The following is an 18552-nucleotide window of genomic DNA, read 5'->3' as shown; positions in this document are numbered from 1 at the left end:
GACCATGTCGATCGACGTCAACAACGAGTCCGGCACCGAGGTAGACGAGCAGGCGATCCTCGACATCGCCCGCTACGCGCTCGCGCGGATGCGCATCCACCCGCTCTCCGAGCTCTCGGTGATCGTCGTGGACGCCGACGCCATGGAGCAGTTGCACATCCAGTGGATGGACCTGCCGGGTCCGACCGATGTCATGTCGTTCCCGATGGACGAGCTGCGGCCGCCGTCGAAGGACGACGAGGAGCCGCCGCAGGGCCTGCTCGGTGACATCGTGCTGTGCCCGGAGGTCGCCACCAAACAGGGTGCCGAAGCGCCGACGCAGCACTCCATGGACGAGGAGCTGCAGTTGCTCACCGTCCATGGAGTGCTGCACCTGCTCGGGTACGACCACGAGGAGCCCGACGAGAAGGCGGAGATGTTCGGGCTCCAGGCCGCCATCGTGGACGGGTGGCGGGCCGAGCGGGGGCTGACCGGCCCGTCGCCGGCGCCGACGGTGTCGTAAGCGCACCCCATGAGTCCTCAGATCGTCATCGGTGCCATCGCCCTCGTCGTGGTCGCCTGGCTCGCCGCCTGCGCGGAGGCGGGCATCGCGCGCGTCTCCAGCTTCCGCGCCGAGGAGGCCGTCCGCACCGGGCGGCGCGGCAGCGCCAAGCTGGCCCAGGTCGCCGCCGATCCCACCCGCTATCTGAACGTGGCCCTGCTGGTCCGCGTCGCCTGCGAGATGGCGGCCGCGGCCCTGGTGACGTACGCCTGCCTGCAGGAGTTCGCGGCCACCTGGCAGGCCCTGCTGGTCGCCATCGGCGTGATGGTCCTGGTGTCGTACGTCGCCGTCGGCGTCTCCCCGCGCACCATCGGCCGCCAGCACCCGATGAACACGGCGACGGCGGCGGCGTACGTGCTGCTGCCCCTCGCCCGGATCATGGGCCCGATCCCGTCGCTCCTGATCCTCATCGGCAACGCGCTCACCCCCGGAAAGGGCTTCCGCCGCGGCCCGTTCGCCTCCGAGGCGGAGCTGCGCGCGCTGGTCGACCTCGCCGAGAAGGAGTCGCTGATCGAGGACGAGGAGCGCCGCATGGTGCACTCGGTCTTCGAGCTGGGCGACACCCTCGTACGGGAGGTCATGGTCCCGCGCACCGACCTGGTGGTGATCGAGCGCTACAAGACCATCCGCCAGGCCCTCACCCTCGCCCTGCGCTCCGGCTTCTCGCGGATCCCGGTCACCGGGGAGAGCGAGGACGACATCGTCGGGATCGTGTATCTGAAGGACCTGGTCCGCAAGACGCACATCAGCCGCGACGCCGAGAACGACCTGGTGTCCACGGCCATGCGCCCGGCGGTCTTCGTCCCCGACACCAAGAACGCCGGCGACCTGCTGCGCGAGATGCAGAAGGACCGCAACCACGTCGCCGTCGTCATCGACGAGTACGGCGGCACCGCCGGGATCGTCACCATCGAGGACATCCTCGAGGAGATCGTCGGCGAGATCACCGACGAGTACGACCGCGAACTCCCGCCCGTCGAGGACCTCGGCGACGACCGCTACCGGGTCACCGCGCGCCTCGACATCACCGATCTCGGCGAGCTGTACGGCCTGGAGGAGTACGACGACGAGGACGTGGAGACGGTCGGCGGACTGCTCGCCAAGGCGCTCGGCCGCGTGCCCATCGCCGGTGCCTCGGCCCAGGTCGAACTGCCCGACGAGCGCAGGCTGCGGCTGACGGCGGAGGCGGCGGCCGGCCGCCGGAACAAGATCGTCACGGTCCTGGTGGAGCCGGCCGGCGGGCCGGACCGGGAGGAGAAGCCCGAGTGACCCCCAAGGAGCTGCGCGCCTTCTGCCTGTCCTTCAACGCGGCGGTGGAGGACTTCCCGTTCAGCCCGGAGATCTCGGTCTTCAAGGTGCTGGGCAAGATGTTCGCGCTGACCTGGCTGGACGCGCGGCCCCTGACGGTCAACCTCAAGTGCGACCCGGAGGACGCGGTCCGGCTGCGGAGTGAGCACGAGGGGCTGGTCATCCCCGGCTACCACATGAACAAGCGGCACTGGAACACGGTGACGGTGGACGGCGGCCTCCCGGACCGCCTGGTCAGAGAGCTGATCGAGGACTCCTACGACCTCGTCGTCGCGGGCCTGCCGAGGGCGGAGCGACTCCGGCTGGACCGGGCGTAAAACCCTTTGCCGGGGCCGGTTGACCCCGTGTCAGAATCCGGCATGTCTTCTGTGCGATATCCGCGCCCACTGCGCCCCGGCGACCGTATCGGTGTGACCTCCCCGTCCAGCGGGGTGGCCGAGAAGATGCGCGGGCGCCTCGACCTGGCGATACGCGACCTGGAGGCGCGCGGGTACGAGGTGGTCGTCGGCCGGTGCATGGACGGCACCGGACACATCAGCGCCCCGGCCGCCGAGCGCGCCGCCGAACTGACCGAGATGCTCACCGATCCGGAGATCCGGGCCGTGGTGCCGCCGTGGGGCGGGGAGACGGCGATCGACCTGCTGCCGCTGCTCGACTTCGAGAAGATCGGGCGGGCCGAGCCGACGTGGGTGGTCGGCTATTCCGACATGTCGACCCTGATCACGCCCCTGACCCTGCTCACCGGCGTCGCGACCGTGCACGGCAACAACCTCATGGACACGCCGTACCGGACGCCCGAGGGCCTGTTGTCCTGGCTCGACATCGTGGCGGCGCCGCAGGGCGAGCCGCTCTCCCAGACCCCGCCCGGCCGTCACCGGTCCGGCGGCTGGGACGACTACGTCCAGTACCCCGGGATCCGCGACCTCACCCTGGACGCCGAGGGCACCTGGACCCGGCTCGACGGCACCGGTGACGTGGACGTCGAAGGCCGGCTCATCGGCGGCTGCGTCGAGACCCTCGCCAACCTCGCCGGGACGCCGTACCTGGACACCTCGTCCTTGGCCGGCGACGAGGGGCTGCTGGTCTACGTCGAGGCCGTCGAGGACAACGCGTTCACCATCTGCCGCAACCTGCACGGCATGCGGCTCAACGGGTTCTTCGACCGGGCGGTCGCCGTCCTCGTGGGCCGCACCCACGCCCCCGACGGCGGCACCCTCACCCAGCACGAGGCCGTGCTCGACGCCCTCGGCTCCCTGGGCGTACCGATCGTCGCGGACGTCGAGTGCGGCCACGTGGCGCCCTACCTTCCCCTGGTGAACGGCGCCCGTGCCCGCGTGCTGCACTCGGCCGCCCGGAGCGAGATCGTTCAGACCCTGGACTGACCTCGGTGCAGGCCCGGCCCGGTCCGTATGCTCGGGGCATGACCGACAGCAACGCGCTCGACCCCGAGGACCGCAAGATCGTCACCCTGGCCCGTTCCGCCCGGGCCCGCAACGGTGTGCCCGAGGGGGCAGCCGTACGGGACGAGACCGGGCGTACGTACGTCGCCGGGTCGGTGCAGCTCGCGTCGCTGAAGCTGAGTGCCCTGCAGACCGCCGTCGCCATGGCCGTGGCCTCCGGGGCGACGTCGCTGGAGGCGGCGGCCGTGGTGAGCGAGGCGGAGGGCGTCGCCGCCGAGGACCGGGCCGCCGTGGCCGACCTGGGCGGTGCCGAGACGCCGGTGCTGCTCGCCGGGCCGGACGGGGCCGTGAAGCTGACGGTCCCGGCCGGCGCCGCGGAGTAGTCCGGATTTCATCCTTGCCGTCGCCTGCCTCTCGCGCATCAATGGAGCCGTAAGTTCCGACGATCCGTCAGATCCGCACCGCCGCCGCAGCGTGCCCGCATCCACCTGCTCAGGCCTGCCGTTCGTCGGCGCACCTTCCGACCATCCCCACATGGCATCCCCACAGGGAAGGGAAGCGGATCCCCATGAGAGGCAAGCGCACTTCAACTGGTGCGGCGCTGGTCGCCGGGGCCCTCGCGGTCACCGGACTCGCCTTCGCGCCCACCGCGGCCGCCGTCACTCCCCAGACGGCGACCATCAACGCGAGCTGCGGCATCTTCGGCGGTGGCGCGGCCACGCTCACCGCCACCCAGAGCGGCACCTCGGCCACCATCACGCTCACCTCCTCCGCGGTCAAGGCGCCGGTCGCGGTGGCGAAGGACTCCATCACCTCCAAGCTCACCCTGGTCAAGGCGAGCGGCGGCACCACCGTCTTCACCGGCACGAAGAACCCGGCCATGGCCGCCGGCGACCCGGTCACGGCCGGCCCGCTCACCGGCACCGTGGCCTCCGGCGACAGCCTGGAGGCGTACGGCGGCTCGCTGCAGATGACGATCTTCGGGGTCAACGTCACCTGTACGGCGACGGCCAAGCAGTCGCCGGGACCGTTCGTCTTCGACTGACGGAACTGAGCGATCTGTTCCGGTTCTCACCGGATCTCCCGGGGATGCCGCAGAAACTGATGATCCGTCAGATTTCTGCGGCATCTCCATTGACTTCTCACGCGGGCTCCACATCAATGCCCCCTGTCGGCGCAGATGAGCCGCTGCGCCCGCAACCCTCAGGAGGGGCCCCCATGGGTTCGACACCCCTAAGATCCCGACGGTGGCGCTGGGCGTCGCTGTTCGGGGCGACCGCTCTCGCGGTCACCGCGGGCGGCGCGCTGGCCGGTCCGGCCGGTGCCGCCGGTACGAACGTGGACTTCGCCACGCACTGCATCCCGCCCGCCGTCGCGGGCATTCCGCCGATCGACGGCACCACCACCGCGAGCGTGTCGGTGGACAACGCCAGCCCGAAGGTCGGCGACACGGTCACCGTGACCTACACCGTGGTCACGGCCGCCGCCAGCAACCCCACCGACCTGGCCCTGCCGGCCGACATCATGACCCCGACCGGCAAGGTCACCCTCGGCGGCGCCCAGACCGGTGACGTCACCGTCGCCGGACCGAAGAAGAACCCGCCGGTGCCGGGGAAGGCCGCGTTCCCGTCCTTCTCCATGACCGGGACGTTCACCGTGACCAAGGCCGGCCAGATCAGCCTCTCGCCGGGCGACTACAACATCCACACCAGCTACATCCTCGAGCTGGACACCCCGTGCACGGTCACCAACCCGCCTGCCCCGGTGTCGCAGACCGTCACCGCGACCGACGGGACCCCGGCCAACACCCGTGCCATCTCGCTGGGTTCGGCCTCCGGTGACCCGGGTGCCGGTGTCACGGTCAGCGGCAGCAACTTCACGCCGGGCGCCACCGTCACCCTGGCCGGGCGGGCCGGGGCCACCCAGACCGCGGACACCGCCACCGTGACCGCCAACGCCCAGGGCTCCTTCAGCGGTTCCCTCGTCGTCAACGACAAGACGACGACCGGGATCGTGGCCTACGAGGGCGGCTCCTGGAGCGCGGACAAGGGCGCGGGCCCCGCGGCCTACGTCGTCAACGACAACACGCCCGTCCCGGCCGGCAGCCAGAAGCTGACCACCACGGTCAAGGCGGGCACCCTGTCCATGTCCCAGGCCGGGGACGCCGTCGGGCTGTCGTCGGTCGACTTCGGCAAGGGCGGGGCCTCCACCGGAGCGCTGCAGACGGTGACCGTCAAGGACTTCCGCGGCGGGCCCGCGGGCTGGTCCCTGACCGGCAAGGTCACCGACTTCACCGGTCCCGGCGCCAAGATCGACGCGAGCAGGCTGAGCTGGACCCCCGCCTGTGTGACCAAGGCGGGCAGCCCCAGCACCTGCAAGGCCGGTTCCACGGGCGCGGTGGGCACCTCGGGAGCGACCCTCGCGTCCACCCCGGCCGCCACGCTCACCGGCGGTGAGTTCACCGTCGACGCCGGACTCTCCCTGGACGTACCGGCGTTCACGCCTCCGGGTTCGTACTCCGGCGTCCTGACCCTCACCCTCACCTGACCCGCACTCCGACACCGGTGGCCGGGCGCCCTGCCGCACCACGGGGCCGCACCCGCCCGACCGCCACGACCCGAGCCCATGGGGGGTCCGCACCCATGCGCAAGCCGTACGTCCTCCTCCTGAGCCTGATCGGCCTGTTCCTCGGGCTGACGGCCGTCCCCGCGCGGGCCGCCGACAACGGCAGCTGGTCCGTCTACCCGGTCGCCTCCAAGGTCGCCGCGCGCCCCTACTTCTACCTCTCGGCCGACCCCGGGCAGACCCTCACCGACAAGGTCGCCGTGGCCAACAAGACCGGCAAGCCGCTCACCTTCCGGCTCTATGCGGCCGACGCCTACAACACCGCCCGCGACGGCGGGTTCGCCGTACGGACCCTGAAGGAACGGATGCGCGGGGTGGGCGCGTGGGCCAGGCCCGCCAGGTCACGGGTCACCGTGCCCGGCCACAGGACCGTCACCGTGCCCTTCACCCTGCGCGTACCCCAGGGCGCCGAACCGGGAGACCACCCGGGCGCGATCGTCGCGCTCGACGAGCGGGTCGACCCCGGCAGCGGCAAGCTGGCGCTCGGTGTGCAGCGGGCCGTCGGCGCCCGTGTCTACCTCCGGGTCGGCGGGCCCACGCTGACCGGGATCTCCGTCGAGCAGGTGCATCTCAGCCAGCACCAGCCGCTCGTCCCCGGCTTCGGCGACAGCACGGCGACCATCGGCTACACCCTGCGCAACACCGGGAACGTCACCCTCGACCCCAAGGTGGAGCTGAAGGCGCGCGGGCTGTTCGGCCGTACGCTGCTCGACCGCGACCTGAAGGGGATCCCGTCCGAGCTGCTGCCGGGACAGAGCGTGCGGCTCACCGAGACCTGGCACGGCGCACCCCAGCTCGACTGGGGCGACATCACCCTGACCGCGAGCGCGCAGGACACCCGCCAGTCGGCGAGCGCCTCCTTCTTCGCGCTGCCGTGGCTGCTCGCCGGGCTGGTGTTCGTCGCGGGCGTGGTGACGGGTGTGCTGCTGGTCAGAGCGCGTCGGGGCCGCGCTCGCCGGTCCGCACCCGTGCGACGGTCTCCACGGGCAGCGCCCACACCTTCCCGTCCCCGATCTTCCCCGTCTGCGCGGCGCTGACGATCGCGTCGATCACGTCCTCGGAGATCGCGTCCTCGACGACGACCTCGATCCGGACCTTCGGTACCAGGTCGACCTGGTACTCGGCCCCCCGGTACACCTCGGTGTGGCCGCGCTGGCGGCCGTAGCCGCTCGCCTCGGTCACGGTCAGACCGTGCACGCCCAGCTCCTGCAGGGCGGTCTTGACCGCGTCCAGGCGGTACGGCTTGACGATCGCGGTGATGAGCTTCATGCCTGGCTCTTGACCTTCTGGGCGGTGGGGACGACGGAGGCGGAGACCGGGGCACCGTGCCCCAGGACCCCGTGATCGTAAGCCGTCTCGGCGTGCACCGTAAGGTCCAGGCCGGTGTGCTCCTGCTCCTCGCTCGCCCGCAGGCCCATCGCCCGGTCGATCAGCTTGCCGAGGCCGTACGTCACCGCGAAGGCGTACCCCGCGACGACCACGACGGCCAGCAGCTGCTTGCCGAGCGGGGCGAGCCCGCCGCCGTAGAACAGGCCCTCGACGCCGCCGGTCATCGCCTTCTCGGCGAACAGGCCGATGAGGAGGGTGCCGATGACGCCGCCGACCAGGTGGACGCCGACGACGTCCAGCGAGTCGTCGAAGTTCAGCCTGAACTTCCAGCTCACCGCGTAGGAGCAGACGACACCGGCGGCCAGGCCCACGACCAGCGCGCCGAGCAGGGAGACCGTGCCGCAGGAGGGCGTGATCGCGACCAGGCCGGCCACCGCGCCGGAGGCGGCGCCCAGCGTGGTCGGGTGGCCGTCGCGCCGCTGCTCGACGAAGAGCCAGCCGAGCAGGCCGGTGCAGCCGGCGGCCAGGGTGTTGAGGAAGGCGGCCGCGGCCAGGCCGTTCGCGCCGAGCGCGGAGCCCGCGTTGAAGCCGAACCAGCCGAACCAGAGCAGGCCGGCGCCGAGGACCACCATGGGCAGGTTGTGCGGACGCATCGCGTCCTTCTTGAAGCCGAGGCGCGGCCCGATGACCAGGCACAGGGCCAGCCCGGACGCACCCGAGGTGATCTCGACGGGCAGACCGCCCGCGAAGTCGAGGGCGCCGAGTTTGTCGAGGATCCAGCCACCGGGACCCCACACCCAGTGGGTGACCGGAACGTATACGAGGAGGGTCCACGCCGGGACGAAGACCAGCCACGCCGAGAACTTCGTACGGTCCGCGACCGCGCCGCTGATCAGGGCGGCCGTGATGATCGCGAAGGTGAGCTGGAAGGTGGCGAAGAGGAGGGTGGGGACCGAGCCGTGGACGCTGTCCGGGCCGAGGCCGCTCATGCCCGCGTGCTCCAGCCCGCCGATCAGCCCGCCGCCGATGTCGTCGCCGAAGGCCAGCGAGTAACCGACCGCCAGCCACACCACCGTCACCAGGGCGATCGACACGAAGCTCATCATCAGCATGTTGAGGACGCTCTTCGTGCGGACCATGCCGCCGTAGAACAGGGCCAGACCCGGGGTCATCAGCAGGACGAGGGCGGTGGCCGCGAGCAGCCAGGCGGTGTCGCCGGTGTTCACGTGAGCGGCGGCGAGGGTCACGGGCGTCTCCAACGGTGTGCGGGCTCGTCAGAGGGTCACCGGTGTGAGTTTCCGGTTGCGTACGGGTGTGTTTCCGTGACGTTTCGTTGCGTGGGGGTTTCCGAAAGCTCACGTGTGGACGGGGTATGCCCCACCGGTACGGGACGGCTTTGTGGATCAGGGACAATGGTCGCCATGAGCGTTCGTACCCCGTCATCCGAAGAGCCGGCCGAGACCGCCCACCGCGCCGGCTTCGCCTGCTTCGTGGGCCGTCCCAACGCGGGCAAGTCCACCCTCACGAACGCTCTGGTCGGGCAGAAGGTGGCGATCACCGCCAACCAGCCGCAGACCACGCGGCACACGGTACGCGGCATCGTGCACCGGCCCGACGCCCAGCTGATCCTGGTCGACACCCCGGGGCTCCACAAACCGCGCACCCTGCTCGGCGAGCGGCTCAACGACGTCGTACGGACGACGTGGGCCGAGGTCGACGTGATCGGCTTCTGCCTTCCGGCGAACGAGAAGCTCGGCCCGGGCGACCGGTTCATCGCCAAGGAGCTGGCCGGGATCCGGAAGACCCCGAAGGTCGCCATCGTCACCAAGACCGACCTGGTCGACTCCAAGGCCCTCGCCGAGCAGCTGATCGCGATCGACCAGCTGGGCAAGGAGCTGGGCTTCGAGTGGGCGGAGATCGTGCCGGTGTCGGCGGTCGGCGACAAGCAGGTGGGCCTGCTGGCCGACCTGATCGTCCCGCTGCTGCCCGAGGGCCCGGCCCTCTACCCCGAGGGTGACCTCACGGACGAGCCCGAGCAGGTCATGATCGCGGAGCTGATCCGTGAGGCGGCCCTGGAAGGCGTCCGCGACGAACTGCCGCACTCCATCGCGGTGGTCGTGGAGGAGATGCTCCCGCGCGAGGACCGCCCCGCGGACCGTCCCCTCCTGGACATCCACGCCAACGTCTACATCGAACGTCCCAGCCAGAAGGGCATCATCATCGGCCCCAAGGGCAAGCGCCTGAAGGAGGTCGGCATCAAGTCCCGCAAGCACATCGAGGCACTGCTCGGCACGCCGGTCTTCCTCGACCTCCACGTGAAGGTGGCGAAGGACTGGCAGCGGGACCCGAAGCAGCTGCGGCGGCTGGGCTTCTAGTCCGCGAGCGGTGTCGGGAAGCCCGCGGAGGAGTCTGTGCGGTCAGGGCCGGCTGGGTGACATGTCCTGCAGACCCACCACGCGGAGCAGCTGCAGGCGTTCGTAGGACTCCGTGCCCGGACGGGCCGTGTGGATGACCAGGTACTGGTGGTGGGCGTGGTCGAGGAGGATCTCGCAGTCCAGTTCCAGGAGGCCGACCACCGGGTGCCGGAAGCGTTTGGTGGCGCTCTGGCGGACGGCCACCTGGTGCTGCTCCCACAGCCGCGCGAACTCCTCGCTGGCTGCGCGTAGTTCGGCCACCAGGGCGGCCGGCTCCGGGTCCGCGGGGCGGGCCGCGGCCACCGCGCGGAGGCCCGCCACGTGGGCTGCGGCGTGTCCGGGAACGTCCTCCGGCGGGAACAGCTCGCGGACCGAGGGATCGAGGAAGAAGCGGCGGATCAGGTTGCGCTCGCGTGGCGGGCGGGCCGATGCGTCTCCCAGCAGGGCCCTCCACATCGGGTTCTCGGCCAATACCTCACCGCAGTCCGTGATCACCTGCGCGGGTGTGTCGTGGAGTCGGTCGAGGACCAGCAGCAGGCCCGGGCGGACGTGCGTCGAGGTGACCTCCCGGCGTGGCGGCTCCTCGCCCGCCAGATGGAAGAGATGGTCCCGTTCGTCGTCCGTCAGGCGCAGGGCCCGGGCGAGAGCGGTCAGCATCTGGCGGGAGGGGCGGGGGCCGCGGGACTGCTCCAGGCGCGTGTAGTAGTCCACCGACATGCCCGCCAGCGACGCCACCTCCTCCCGGCGCAGGCCCGGGGTACGGCGGCGGGCGCCCGCGGCGAGGCCGACGTCGGACGGGTCCAGGCGGCCCCGGCCGCGGCGCAGGAAGTCGGCGAGTTCGGGTCGGTTCACCCCTCCAGCGTGGGGGAGCGGGCCCCGCTTATCCAGGGACTGCCGATCCCCTGATCGGAAGGTCTCTCCCGGTCCGGTCGGCCGACGCCGAGGGTGGAGACGACCACCGAGAAGACCACCGAGAGGGACACATCATGTCGACCACACTCGTCACCGGCGTCACCGGCCAGGTCGGAACCGGCTTCCTGCCCCGGCTGCTGGCACAGCGGCGACCGGGGGAGCAGATCCGGGTCCTGGTGCGGGACCCCTCCCGCGCCGACCGGCTCGCGGACCTCGGCGCCGAACCCGTCCTCGGCGACCTCCGCGACACCGACGCCCTCGGCAAGGCCCTCGCCGGAGCCGACGCCGTCGTGAACATCGCGGCCGCCTTCCGGGGCGTACCGGACGAGGAGGCCACGGCCGTCAACCGGGACGCCGCCCTGGAGCTGGGGCGCGCCGCCCTCGCCTCAGGGGCACGGCGGTTCGTGCAGGTCAGCACCGTTCTCGTGTACGGCACCGGGCGCGGTCGCCCGCACGTCGAGGACGACCCCTGCGTGCCCGGCGGGCCGATGTGGACCGCGTACCCGCAGGCCAAGGCCGAGGCCGAGCGCGGACTGGCGGCGCTGGACGGGCTCGACCTGCGCATCGGCCGGCTCGGCTACGTCTACGGCGAGGGCGACCCGCACCTGGCCGCCGCCGTCCGCTGGACCGAGGGCTGGCCCGCCGCCAAGCGCTTCTTCCACCTCGTGCACACCGCCGACGTCGCCCAGGGCCTGCTGCGTCTGCTGTACGCCCCCGGCGCCGACGGCCGCGCCTACAACATCGCCGACGACGCCCCCGTCACCACCCTGGAACTCCGCCAACTCCTCGGTGCCGACCTCCCGGGCGACGGCGTCGACCCCGACCCCTGGTACTGCCTCGTCTCCACCGACCGGATCCGCCGCGAACTGGGCTACCGGCCCCAGTACCCGACCCTGTGGAGCGCCCGCGACGCCGGGGCCCTGTAGCTACTCCACCCCCCGTATCCGCCCCACCAGCACCGCCCCCGCCAGCCCGATCACCGCCGACACGAGGTACAGCACCCGGTAGCCGCCGAGGTACGTCACGACCGGTGCGGCCAGGGCGGGGGCCGCCACCTGGGGCAGGGCGTTGGCCACGTTGATCACGCCCAGGTCCTTGCCGCGGTTCAGCGCCTTCGGCAGGACGTCGGTCATCAGGGCGAAGTCGACCGAGGTGAACACGCCGAAGCCGATCCCCAGGACCGCCGACGCGACGATCGCGCCCGGCCAGGTCTGCCAGCCGGCCAGGGCCGCCGTGGCCACCGCCATCAGCACGCCCGACCAGACGACGAACGGTTTGCGCCGGCCCACCCGGTCCGACCACACCCCGCCCCACACGACCGTCGCCATCAGCGTCAGGCTGTTGACCGCCGTGAGGATGAGCACGCCCTGGTCGGGGTCGGAGTAGTGCAGCCGGTCGCGCAGGTAGTAGAGGAGATACAGCAGCACCAGCGAGTTGCTGAGGTTCATCAGGAAGCGGGTCAGCCAGGCCCAGCCCAGGTCGGGGTGGCGGCGCGGGCTGAGCCAGAAGGAGGCCAGGAAGCCGCGCCAGGACCAGGGCGGCCGCTCCTCCGGTGCCAGGCGCAGATCCTCGTAGCGCAGTATGTACGGCAGGACGCCCACCAGCGTGAACACCGCGCAGGCCGTGTACCCGGCGCCGATCCCGCCGGCCGCTGTCGCCAGGCCCGTCCCGCCCACCACGCCCAGGATCTGCGCCGCCCCCAACCAGCCGCCCACCGAGCCCCGTTGGAGCCGTGGCACCCGGTCCGGCACGGCCGCGGTCACCGCCGCGAAGGCCGCGTTCAGCGTGAGCTGCACCAGGCACCAGCCCAGCGTCATCGTCCAGAGCCCGCCCGCGCCCGCGAGCAGCAGCAACGACAGCGCACCGCCCGCCGTGCCCGCCACGATCCACGGGGTACGGCGGCCCCGGCGGGCGGTCGTGCGGTCGGACAGGGCGCCGAAGAAGGGGTTCGCGAGCAGCGAGACCACCGCGCCCGCCCCCGTCACCCACGCCAGCATCGTCTCCTTCGACATCCCGGAGCCGGGTGCGAAGTCCTTCGCCTGGGAGGCGAGCAGGATCTGCAGCGGGCCGAACCAGCCCACCCAGATCGCCCCGTTGGCCAGCGAGAGTGCCGCCGTCCAGCCGCGGCCGACCCGCTCCACGGGCTCGGCGAGGGCGGCCGAGGCGCGGGCGGTGGTCATCTCTGCGCCCGCAGCACGTCCCGGAACCAGTGGTACGACGCCTTCGGCGTGCGCTGCTGGGCTTCGAAGTCCACGTGGACCAGGCCGAAGCGGCGCGCGTACCCCTCCGCCCACTCGAAGTTGTCCATCAGGGACCAGACGAAGTAGCCGCGTACGTCCACTCCGGACTCCAGCGCCGTGTGCAGGGCGCGGACATGGCCGTCCAGGTAGGCGATCCGGTCCTGATCGTCGACGCCCTCGTAGGAGCAGCCGTTCTCGGTGATGACGATCGGCGGGAGCCGGTCGCCGTAGCGGTCGCGGAAGCCCGTGAGCAGCTCCGTCAGCCCCTCCGGGACGACGGGCCAGCCGAAGTCGGTCACCGGGCGGCCCTCGATCTCCCGGACGGAAAAGGGCAGTTCGGCCGGCATGGTCAGGCCGCCGAACTCGATCTCGGTGCCCTGCGGCGCGCCCACCCTGGTCGGCGCGTAGTAGTTGACCCCGTACCAGTCGACGGGCTCGGAGACGACCTTCAGGTCGGCGGACACGTCGCCGGGCATCAGGTCGCCGATGCCCTCCGGGTAGGCGCCCAGGATGACCGGCTCGGCGAACAGCCGGTTGAGCAGGGTGTCGTAGAAGCCCGCCGCCTCCAGGTCGGCCGGTTCGTCGGAGGCCGGCCAGGTGGGGCCGTGGGAGTTGGCGATGCCGATGTCCGTCGCGCCGGCCGCGCGCAGGGCCCGTACCGCGAGACCGTGGGCGAGGAGCTGGTGGTGGGCGACCGGGAGCGCGTCGAAGAGGAGCTGCCTGCCGGGCGCGTGGGCGCCGAGGGCGTGGCCCAGCAGGGTGTGCTCGGCGGGCTCGTTGAGGGTGATCCACCTAGGGACTCGGTCGCCGAGGCGTTCGGCCACCACGGACACGTACTCGGCGAACCGGTCCGCCGTGTCCCGTTCCAGCCAGTCCAGCGAGGCGGGCAGGTCCCAGTGGAAGAGGGTGGGCACGGGCCGTACGCCCGCCGCGCACAGCTCGTCCACCAGACGGTCGTAGAAGTCCAGGCCGCCGGGGGAGTTCACGCGGGGCCAGGAGATCGAGAAGCGGTACGCATCCACGCCGAGGCCGGCGAGGAGGGCCACGTCCTCCCGGTAGCGGTGGTAGTGGTCGCAGGCCACCGCCGCCGTCGTGCCGTCCTTCACCCGCCCCGGCTCGGCCGTGAACACGTCCCACACGGACGCCTCGCGCTCGTCGGCCGCACCCTCGATCTGGTGGGCGGAGGTCGAGACACCCCACAGGAAGCCGGCCGGGAAGCGGGGGATCGGATTGCGTGCGTCAGTCGCCATGGCCGGGATCATCCTTACCCCCGGTAAGGGAAGTCAACGCCCCGGCGTGAAACCGTGGTTACGCACCCTCCTTCAGCACCCGCGAGATCAACTCCCGCTGTTCCCCGGTCAGTCGGGGGTCGGCCGCGTACACCGTCCGGCCGTCCACGGTGATCTCGTAGCTGAAGCCGTCCGGGACCCCGGCCGGGCGCGTGCTCTGGCCGGACGCGAGGGCGCGTTCGGCCAGGGTGTGCCACTCATGGGCGTCGGGCCGGCCCGAGGTGTCCACCTCGGCCCGGCGCTCGATGCCCGCGAAGCCGCCCGTGCGCCGCACTTGGATACGCATGGGTCACTTCTAGTACAGGAACTACAGCGTCCGCACCCCCACCTGCTCCCACGCCTTCTGCACGGCCTGCAGCTCGTCGCCGGAGCCGTAGCGCTCGCGGGCGGCCTGGACGGTCAGCGTGGCGAAGTCGGTGAACTCGGCGTCCTGCTTCAGCTCGCCGCCGGTCAGGACGTCGTACCAGATCTGTCCGGCCCGCTCCCAGGCGTTGCCGCCGATGGCCGTGGCGACCAGGTAGAAGGCGTGGTTCGGGATGCCCGAGTTGATGTGCACGCCGCCGTTGTCGCGGCCGGTGCGGACGTAGTCCTCCATGGTCGCAGGCTGCGGGTCCTTGCCGAGGACGTCGTCGTCGTACGCCGTGCCCGGCGCCTTCATGGAGCGCAGGGCGGTGCCGGTGACGCGCGGGGCGAGCAGGCCCGCGCCGATCAGCCAGTCGGCCTCGGCGGCGCTCTGGCCGAGCGCGTACTGCTTGATCAGCGAGCCGAAGACGTCGGAGACCGACTCGTTGAGCGCGCCGGACTGGCCGAAGTAGGCCAGGTTCGCGGTGTGCTGGGTGACGCCGTGGGTCAGCTCGTGGCCGATGACGTCCACCGGGATGGTGAAGTCCAGGAAGATCTCGTTGTCGCCGTCGCCGAACACCATCTGCTCGCCGTTCCAGAAGGCGTTGTCGTAGCCCTCGCCGAAGTGCACGGTCGCGTCCAGCGGCAGGCCCTCGCCGTCGATGGAGTTGCGGCCGTACGCCTTCAGGTACAGCTCGAAGGTGGCGCCGAGGCCCGTGTAGGCGCGGTTGACCGTGGCGTCCGCACCGGGCTCGGCGCCCTCCTCGCGGACCTTCGTGCCGGGCAGGTCCTGCTGGTGGCCGGCGTCGTAGATGGTGCGGTGCGGCTGGTCGGCCACGGCCCCGGCGGGCGCGGCGACGGCGGGCGCGCCGATCACCGTGGTCAGGCGGCGGTGGGTGCGCTGGTAGGCGTCGTGCTCCAGGGACCGGCGGGCCGGCCGGGAAAGCGCGGGGTCCTCGTTGCGCGCGAGCTTGTCGAGGACGTGCGGCGGGACGATCGTGCAGAAGACGGGCTGGAAGCCCCCGTTGGTCGTCATGCCCGGCACCCTTGCACTGTGTGATCCAGGTGTCACTACTCGCAACCATGATTGGTGAAATACGGTGACATCGGGCTCACTCCCCGTAGTCGAAGTGGTATGGCGCACTTTTTGCCCGATTTGCACCCGCGGTCCCGCATACTGATACGAACCCTCGCGGCGAGGCGCGGCTCGGCTAGCATGCGGAGCATCATGCGTTTCGGGCTGCTCCTTCTTAGCTGCCGCGGCGAGGGCCTGTAGTCGAGGCCGACTCCCTCCCCGCGGAGCTTGGCGTTGCGTCGTCGGCCGTCCTTCCGGACACCTCCAAGGAGCCCCCGCATCATGGCCAACCGCCAGCAGCCCAGTTCCATGCCGATCCACAAGTACGGCCGCTACGAGCAGGTCGACATCCCGGACCGCACCTGGCCGGAGCAGCGCGTCACCGTCGCCCCCCGCTGGCTCTCCACCGACCTGCGCGATGGCAACCAGGCCCTGATCGACCCCATGTCGCCCGAGCGCAAGCGCCGGATGTTCGACCAGCTGGTCAAGATGGGCTACAAGGAGATCGAGGTCGGCTTCCCGGCCTCCGGCCAGACCGACTTCGACTTCGTGCGCTCGATCATCGAGGAAGAGGGCGCGATCCCCGAGGACGTCACCATCTCCGTGCTGACCCAGGCCCGTGAGGACCTGATCGAGCGGACCGTGGAGTCCCTGAAGGGCGCCCGCCGGGCCACCGTCCACCTGTACAACGCGACCGCGCCGGTCTTCCGCCGGGTCGTCTTCCGCGGCTCCAAGGACCAGATCAAGCAGATCGCCGTCGACGGCACCCGTCTGGTGATGGAGTACGCCGAGAAGCTGCTGGGCCCGGAGACCGAGTTCGGCTACCAGTACAGCCCGGAGATCTTCACCGACACCGAGCTGGACTTCGCGCTGGAGGTCTGCGAGGCGGTCATGGACGTCTACCAGCCGGGTCCGGGCCGCGAGATCATCCTCAACCTGCCCGCCACGGTGGAGCGTTCGACCCCGTCGACGCACGCGGACCGCTTCGAGTGGATGAGCCGCAACATCTCCCGCCGCGAGCACGTCTGCATCTCCGTCCACCCGCACAACGACCGCGGTACGGCCGTCGCCGCCGCCGAGCTGGCGCTGATGGCCGGCGCCGACCGCGTCGAGGGCTGTCTGTTCGGGCAGGGCGAGCGCACCGGCAACGTCGACCTGGTCACCCTGGGCATGAACCTGTTCTCCCAGGGCGTCGACCCGCAGATCGACTTCTCCGACATCGACGAGATCCGTCGTACGTGGGAGTACTGCAACCAGATGGAGGTCCACCCGCGCCACCCGTACGTGGGCGACCTGGTCTACACGTCCTTCTCCGGCTCCCACCAGGACGCCATCAAGAAGGGCTTCGACGCCATGGAGGCCGACGCGGCGGCTCGCGGTGTCACGGTCGACGACATCGAGTGGGCGGTGCCGTACCTGCCCATCGACCCGAAGGACGTCGGCCGCTCCTACGAGGCGGTCATCCGCGTCAACTCGCAGTCCGGCAAGGGCGGTATCGCGTACGTCCTGAAGAACGACCACAAGCTGGACCTGCCGCGCCGGATGCAGATCGAGTTCTCGAAGATCATCCAGGCGAAGACGGACGCCGAGGGCGGCGAGGTCACCGGCTCCGACATCTGGTCGGTCTTCCAGGACGAGTACCTGCCGAACCCGGAGAACCCGTGGGGCCGCATCCAGGTCCGCACCGGCCAGTCGACGACGGACACCGACGGCGTGGACACCCTCACCGTCGAGGCCACGGTCGACGGTGAGGACACCGTCCTGACCGGCTCCGGCAACGGACCGATCTCGGCCTTCTTCGACGCCCTGCAGTCCATCGGCATCGACGTACGCCTGCTGGACTACCAGGAGCACACGATGAGCGAGGGCGCCTCCGCGCAGGCCGCCTCGTACATCGAATGCGCGATCGACGACAAGGTTCTGTGGGGTATCGGCATCGACGCGAACACGACGCGTGCCTCGCTGAAGGCCGTCGTCTCCGCGGTGAACCGCGCGGCCCGCTGACCCGGGTTCAACCCGCGCTGACCGGCGCTTTTCGGGGCCCCGACCGCTGTATACGGCGGCCGGGGCCCCGTCGCTTATCGGCCATCGCACCCCTCAGGTCACGGACAGGTCTCGTACGAGGTACTGACTCAGCCTCCTGGATGTGGCTAACATCACGCCAGCGCGGCGATGTTGCCGCGTCGTTACGGAGGTGCGACGTGCTGCCAGTACGGGGACGAGACGACCGTGCCACCAAGGCCGTGCGCATTCTGGGCACCCGCACCGCGTGGACACCCGTGGGGGACGGCGAGTTCTACTGCCCCGGCTGCGGAGGCGACCGCAACTACCAGCGGCTCACCGGGCGCCGCCGCTTCACCCTCCTCGGGGTGCCCGTGCTGCCGCGCGGGGCGACCGGACCGGTCGTGGAGTGTGCGGCCTGCCGCCACCACTTCGGCACCGACGTTCTCGACCACCCCACCACCCGCCGCTTCTCCGCGATGCTCCGCGACGCCGTGCACACCGTCGCCCTCGCCGTCCTGGCCGCCGGCGGCACCGGTGCCCGTACGGCCCTGGAGACGGCCGCCGGCGCGGTCCGCGCCGCCGGCTTCGAGGACTGCACCGAGGACCAGCTGGCCGCCCTGGTCGAGGCCCTCGCCGCCGACACCGGCCGGGTCCTCGGCGGCCCGTGCGGCGCGAGCCTCGCCATAGAGCTGCACGAGGCCCTCGACCCCCTCGCCCCCCACCTCGCCCCGACCGGCCGCGAGTCCCTGCTCCTGCAGGCCGCCCGCATCGCCCTGGCCGACGGCCCCTACACACCCGCGGAACGCGACGCACTGGCCACGATCGGCGCGGCACTCACCATCTGCACCGACGACGTGACCCGCCTGCTGGCAGCGGCCCGAACCCCGTCCTGATCCGCACCGGTCGACTGGCGCTCACATCCGCCTCTGGCCGCCCCACGCCTCCGCCCCGCCGGCTCGCGCCCGCTTTCGACTGGCCCGCGCTTCCGTCCCCCTCCGGTCGGCTTGCGTCTGCCTCCGGCTGGCTCGCGCCTCGCCCCGCCGGCTCGCGTCTGCCTCCGGCTGGCTCGCGCC

The 18552-nt window shown here is 71.3% G+C and carries 19 protein-coding genes; 12 read left to right on the top strand and 7 right to left on the bottom strand.

Annotation, left to right across the window (positions count from 1 at the left end):
* The first annotated feature begins 4 nt into the window (after positions 1 to 4).
* The 8 genes from ybeY (at position 5) to BEK98_RS36785 (ending at position 6911) form a co-directional block, all read left to right on the top strand.
* Positions 5 to 502 carry an rRNA maturation RNase YbeY gene (gene ybeY / locus BEK98_RS36820; RefSeq protein WP_094221115.1) on the top strand — a complete coding sequence of 166 codons (498 nt, stop codon included), beginning with the start codon at positions 5 to 7 and terminating at the stop codon, positions 500 to 502.
* Positions 503 to 511: 9 nt separating this feature from the next.
* Positions 512 to 1810: a hemolysin family protein gene (locus BEK98_RS36815; RefSeq protein ID WP_094221114.1), complete on the top strand. Its 1299-nt coding sequence runs from the start codon at positions 512 to 514 to the stop codon at positions 1808 to 1810.
* Complete coding sequence (locus BEK98_RS36810; protein ID WP_094221113.1) at positions 1807 to 2166, top strand: MmcQ/YjbR family DNA-binding protein; 360 nt, start codon at positions 1807 to 1809, stop codon at positions 2164 to 2166. Before BEK98_RS36815 ends, BEK98_RS36810 begins: the two co-directional genes overlap by 4 nt.
* Positions 2167 to 2292: 126 nt before the next feature.
* Positions 2293 to 3231: a S66 family peptidase gene (locus BEK98_RS36805; RefSeq protein WP_425276646.1), complete on the top strand. Its 939-nt coding sequence runs from the start codon at positions 2293 to 2295 to the stop codon at positions 3229 to 3231.
* Between the two features lie 38 nt (positions 3232 to 3269).
* Positions 3270 to 3632 carry a cytidine/deoxycytidylate deaminase family protein gene (locus tag BEK98_RS36800; protein ID WP_094221111.1) on the top strand — a complete coding sequence of 121 codons (363 nt, stop codon included), beginning with the start codon at positions 3270 to 3272 and terminating at the stop codon, positions 3630 to 3632.
* A 185-nt stretch (positions 3633 to 3817) separates the two neighbouring features.
* Positions 3818 to 4294: a hypothetical protein gene (locus BEK98_RS36795; protein WP_094221110.1), complete on the top strand. Its 477-nt coding sequence runs from the start codon at positions 3818 to 3820 to the stop codon at positions 4292 to 4294.
* Positions 4295 to 4467: 173 nt separating this feature from the next.
* Positions 4468 to 5796 (top strand): WxL domain-containing protein, encoded by a 1329-nt coding sequence (locus BEK98_RS36790; protein WP_094221109.1) that lies wholly within the window; start codon positions 4468 to 4470, stop codon positions 5794 to 5796.
* A gap of 95 nt (positions 5797 to 5891) precedes the next feature.
* Positions 5892 to 6911 (top strand): WxL protein peptidoglycan domain-containing protein, encoded by a 1020-nt coding sequence (locus tag BEK98_RS36785; protein ID WP_094221108.1) that lies wholly within the window; start codon positions 5892 to 5894, stop codon positions 6909 to 6911.
* Here BEK98_RS36785 and BEK98_RS36780 read toward each other — a convergent pair.
* Both BEK98_RS36780 and BEK98_RS36775 read right to left on the bottom strand, forming a co-directional pair.
* Positions 6805 to 7143 (bottom strand): P-II family nitrogen regulator, encoded by a 339-nt coding sequence (locus BEK98_RS36780; RefSeq protein ID WP_094221107.1) that lies wholly within the window; start codon positions 7141 to 7143, stop codon positions 6805 to 6807. The genes BEK98_RS36785 and BEK98_RS36780 overlap by 107 nt on opposite strands.
* Positions 7140 to 8450: an ammonium transporter gene (locus BEK98_RS36775; protein WP_094221106.1), complete on the bottom strand. Its 1311-nt coding sequence runs from the start codon at positions 8448 to 8450 to the stop codon at positions 7140 to 7142. Before BEK98_RS36775 ends, BEK98_RS36780 begins: the two co-directional genes overlap by 4 nt.
* A 174-nt stretch (positions 8451 to 8624) precedes the next feature.
* Between BEK98_RS36775 and era the strand changes: the two genes are divergently transcribed.
* Positions 8625 to 9578: a GTPase Era gene (era, locus tag BEK98_RS36770; RefSeq protein ID WP_094221258.1), complete on the top strand. Its 954-nt coding sequence runs from the start codon at positions 8625 to 8627 to the stop codon at positions 9576 to 9578.
* A 42-nt stretch (positions 9579 to 9620) separates the two neighbouring features.
* On the opposite strand, the gene BEK98_RS36765 is transcribed toward era, so the two are convergent.
* Positions 9621 to 10469 carry a helix-turn-helix transcriptional regulator gene (locus BEK98_RS36765; RefSeq protein ID WP_094221105.1) on the bottom strand — a complete coding sequence of 283 codons (849 nt, stop codon included), beginning with the start codon at positions 10467 to 10469 and terminating at the stop codon, positions 9621 to 9623.
* A 134-nt stretch (positions 10470 to 10603) separates the two neighbouring features.
* Here BEK98_RS36765 and BEK98_RS36760 point away from each other — a divergent pair, with 134 nt between their 5' ends.
* Positions 10604 to 11455, top strand: a complete 852-nt coding sequence (locus BEK98_RS36760; protein WP_094221104.1) for an NAD-dependent epimerase/dehydratase family protein — start codon at positions 10604 to 10606, stop codon at positions 11453 to 11455.
* On the opposite strand, the gene BEK98_RS36755 is transcribed toward BEK98_RS36760, so the two are convergent.
* Genes BEK98_RS36755 through BEK98_RS36740 form a run of 4 tightly spaced genes read right to left on the bottom strand, consistent with a single transcriptional unit; the run spans position 11456 to position 15436 of the window.
* A complete protein-coding gene (locus BEK98_RS36755; RefSeq protein WP_094221103.1) occupies positions 11456 to 12709 on the bottom strand; it encodes an MFS transporter in 1254 nt (417 codons plus the stop codon). It lies immediately after the preceding gene.
* The gene (locus BEK98_RS36750; RefSeq protein ID WP_094221102.1) at positions 12706 to 14019 is read right to left on the bottom strand and encodes a GH1 family beta-glucosidase; all 1314 of its coding nucleotides are present in this window, start codon (positions 14017 to 14019) and stop codon (positions 12706 to 12708) included. The genes BEK98_RS36755 and BEK98_RS36750 overlap by 4 nt, the downstream gene beginning before the upstream one ends.
* 58 nt (positions 14020 to 14077) lie before the next feature.
* Complete coding sequence (locus tag BEK98_RS36745; protein ID WP_094221101.1) at positions 14078 to 14344, bottom strand: protealysin inhibitor emfourin; 267 nt, start codon at positions 14342 to 14344, stop codon at positions 14078 to 14080.
* A gap of 21 nt (positions 14345 to 14365) precedes the next feature.
* Positions 14366 to 15436, bottom strand: coding sequence for a M4 family metallopeptidase (locus BEK98_RS36740; protein WP_094221100.1), 1071 nt, complete (start codon positions 15434 to 15436; stop codon positions 14366 to 14368).
* A gap of 321 nt (positions 15437 to 15757) precedes the next feature.
* Here BEK98_RS36740 and leuA point away from each other — a divergent pair, with 321 nt between their 5' ends.
* Both leuA and BEK98_RS36725 read left to right on the top strand, forming a co-directional pair.
* Positions 15758 to 17479, top strand: coding sequence for a 2-isopropylmalate synthase (leuA, locus tag BEK98_RS36730; protein ID WP_094221098.1), 1722 nt, complete (start codon positions 15758 to 15760; stop codon positions 17477 to 17479).
* Between the two features lie 197 nt (positions 17480 to 17676).
* Positions 17677 to 18372, top strand: coding sequence for a TerB family tellurite resistance protein (locus BEK98_RS36725; protein ID WP_094221097.1), 696 nt, complete (start codon positions 17677 to 17679; stop codon positions 18370 to 18372).
* Positions 18373 to 18552 lie beyond the last annotated feature (180 nt).

It is taken from the genome of Streptomyces diastatochromogenes (genome assembly GCF_002242805.1).
Classification (GTDB): domain Bacteria; phylum Actinomycetota; class Actinomycetes; order Streptomycetales; family Streptomycetaceae; genus Streptomyces; species Streptomyces diastatochromogenes.
The sequence above is the reverse complement of the archived record's forward strand: the minus strand, read 5'-3'. Positions and strand labels throughout refer to the sequence as shown.

Bases quoted from the DNA above. Each gene is read 5' to 3' on its own strand.
- ybeY (WP_094221115.1), top strand. From the start codon at position 5: ATGTCGATCGACGTCAACAACGAGTCCGGCACCGAGGTAGACGAGCAG.
- BEK98_RS36815 (WP_094221114.1), top strand. From the start codon at position 512: ATGAGTCCTCAGATCGTCATCGGTGCCATCGCCCTCGTCGTGGTCGCC.
- BEK98_RS36805 (WP_425276646.1), top strand. From the start codon at position 2,293: ATGCGCGGGCGCCTCGACCTGGCGATACGCGACCTGGAGGCGCGCGGG.
- BEK98_RS36800 (WP_094221111.1), top strand. From the start codon at position 3,270: ATGACCGACAGCAACGCGCTCGACCCCGAGGACCGCAAGATCGTCACC.
- BEK98_RS36795 (WP_094221110.1), top strand. From the start codon at position 3,818: ATGAGAGGCAAGCGCACTTCAACTGGTGCGGCGCTGGTCGCCGGGGCC.
- BEK98_RS36790 (WP_094221109.1), top strand. From the start codon at position 4,468: ATGGGTTCGACACCCCTAAGATCCCGACGGTGGCGCTGGGCGTCGCTG.
- BEK98_RS36785 (WP_094221108.1), top strand. From the start codon at position 5,892: ATGCGCAAGCCGTACGTCCTCCTCCTGAGCCTGATCGGCCTGTTCCTC.
- BEK98_RS36780 (WP_094221107.1), bottom strand. From the start codon at position 7,143: ATGAAGCTCATCACCGCGATCGTCAAGCCGTACCGCCTGGACGCGGTC.
- era (WP_094221258.1), top strand. From the start codon at position 8,625: ATGAGCGTTCGTACCCCGTCATCCGAAGAGCCGGCCGAGACCGCCCAC.
- BEK98_RS36760 (WP_094221104.1), top strand. From the start codon at position 10,604: ATGTCGACCACACTCGTCACCGGCGTCACCGGCCAGGTCGGAACCGGC.
- BEK98_RS36755 (WP_094221103.1), bottom strand. From the start codon at position 12,709: ATGACCACCGCCCGCGCCTCGGCCGCCCTCGCCGAGCCCGTGGAGCGG.
- BEK98_RS36750 (WP_094221102.1), bottom strand. From the start codon at position 14,019: ATGGCGACTGACGCACGCAATCCGATCCCCCGCTTCCCGGCCGGCTTC.
- BEK98_RS36745 (WP_094221101.1), bottom strand. From the start codon at position 14,344: ATGCGTATCCAAGTGCGGCGCACGGGCGGCTTCGCGGGCATCGAGCGC.
- BEK98_RS36740 (WP_094221100.1), bottom strand. From the start codon at position 15,436: ATGACGACCAACGGGGGCTTCCAGCCCGTCTTCTGCACGATCGTCCCG.
- leuA (WP_094221098.1), top strand. From the start codon at position 15,758: ATGGCCAACCGCCAGCAGCCCAGTTCCATGCCGATCCACAAGTACGGC.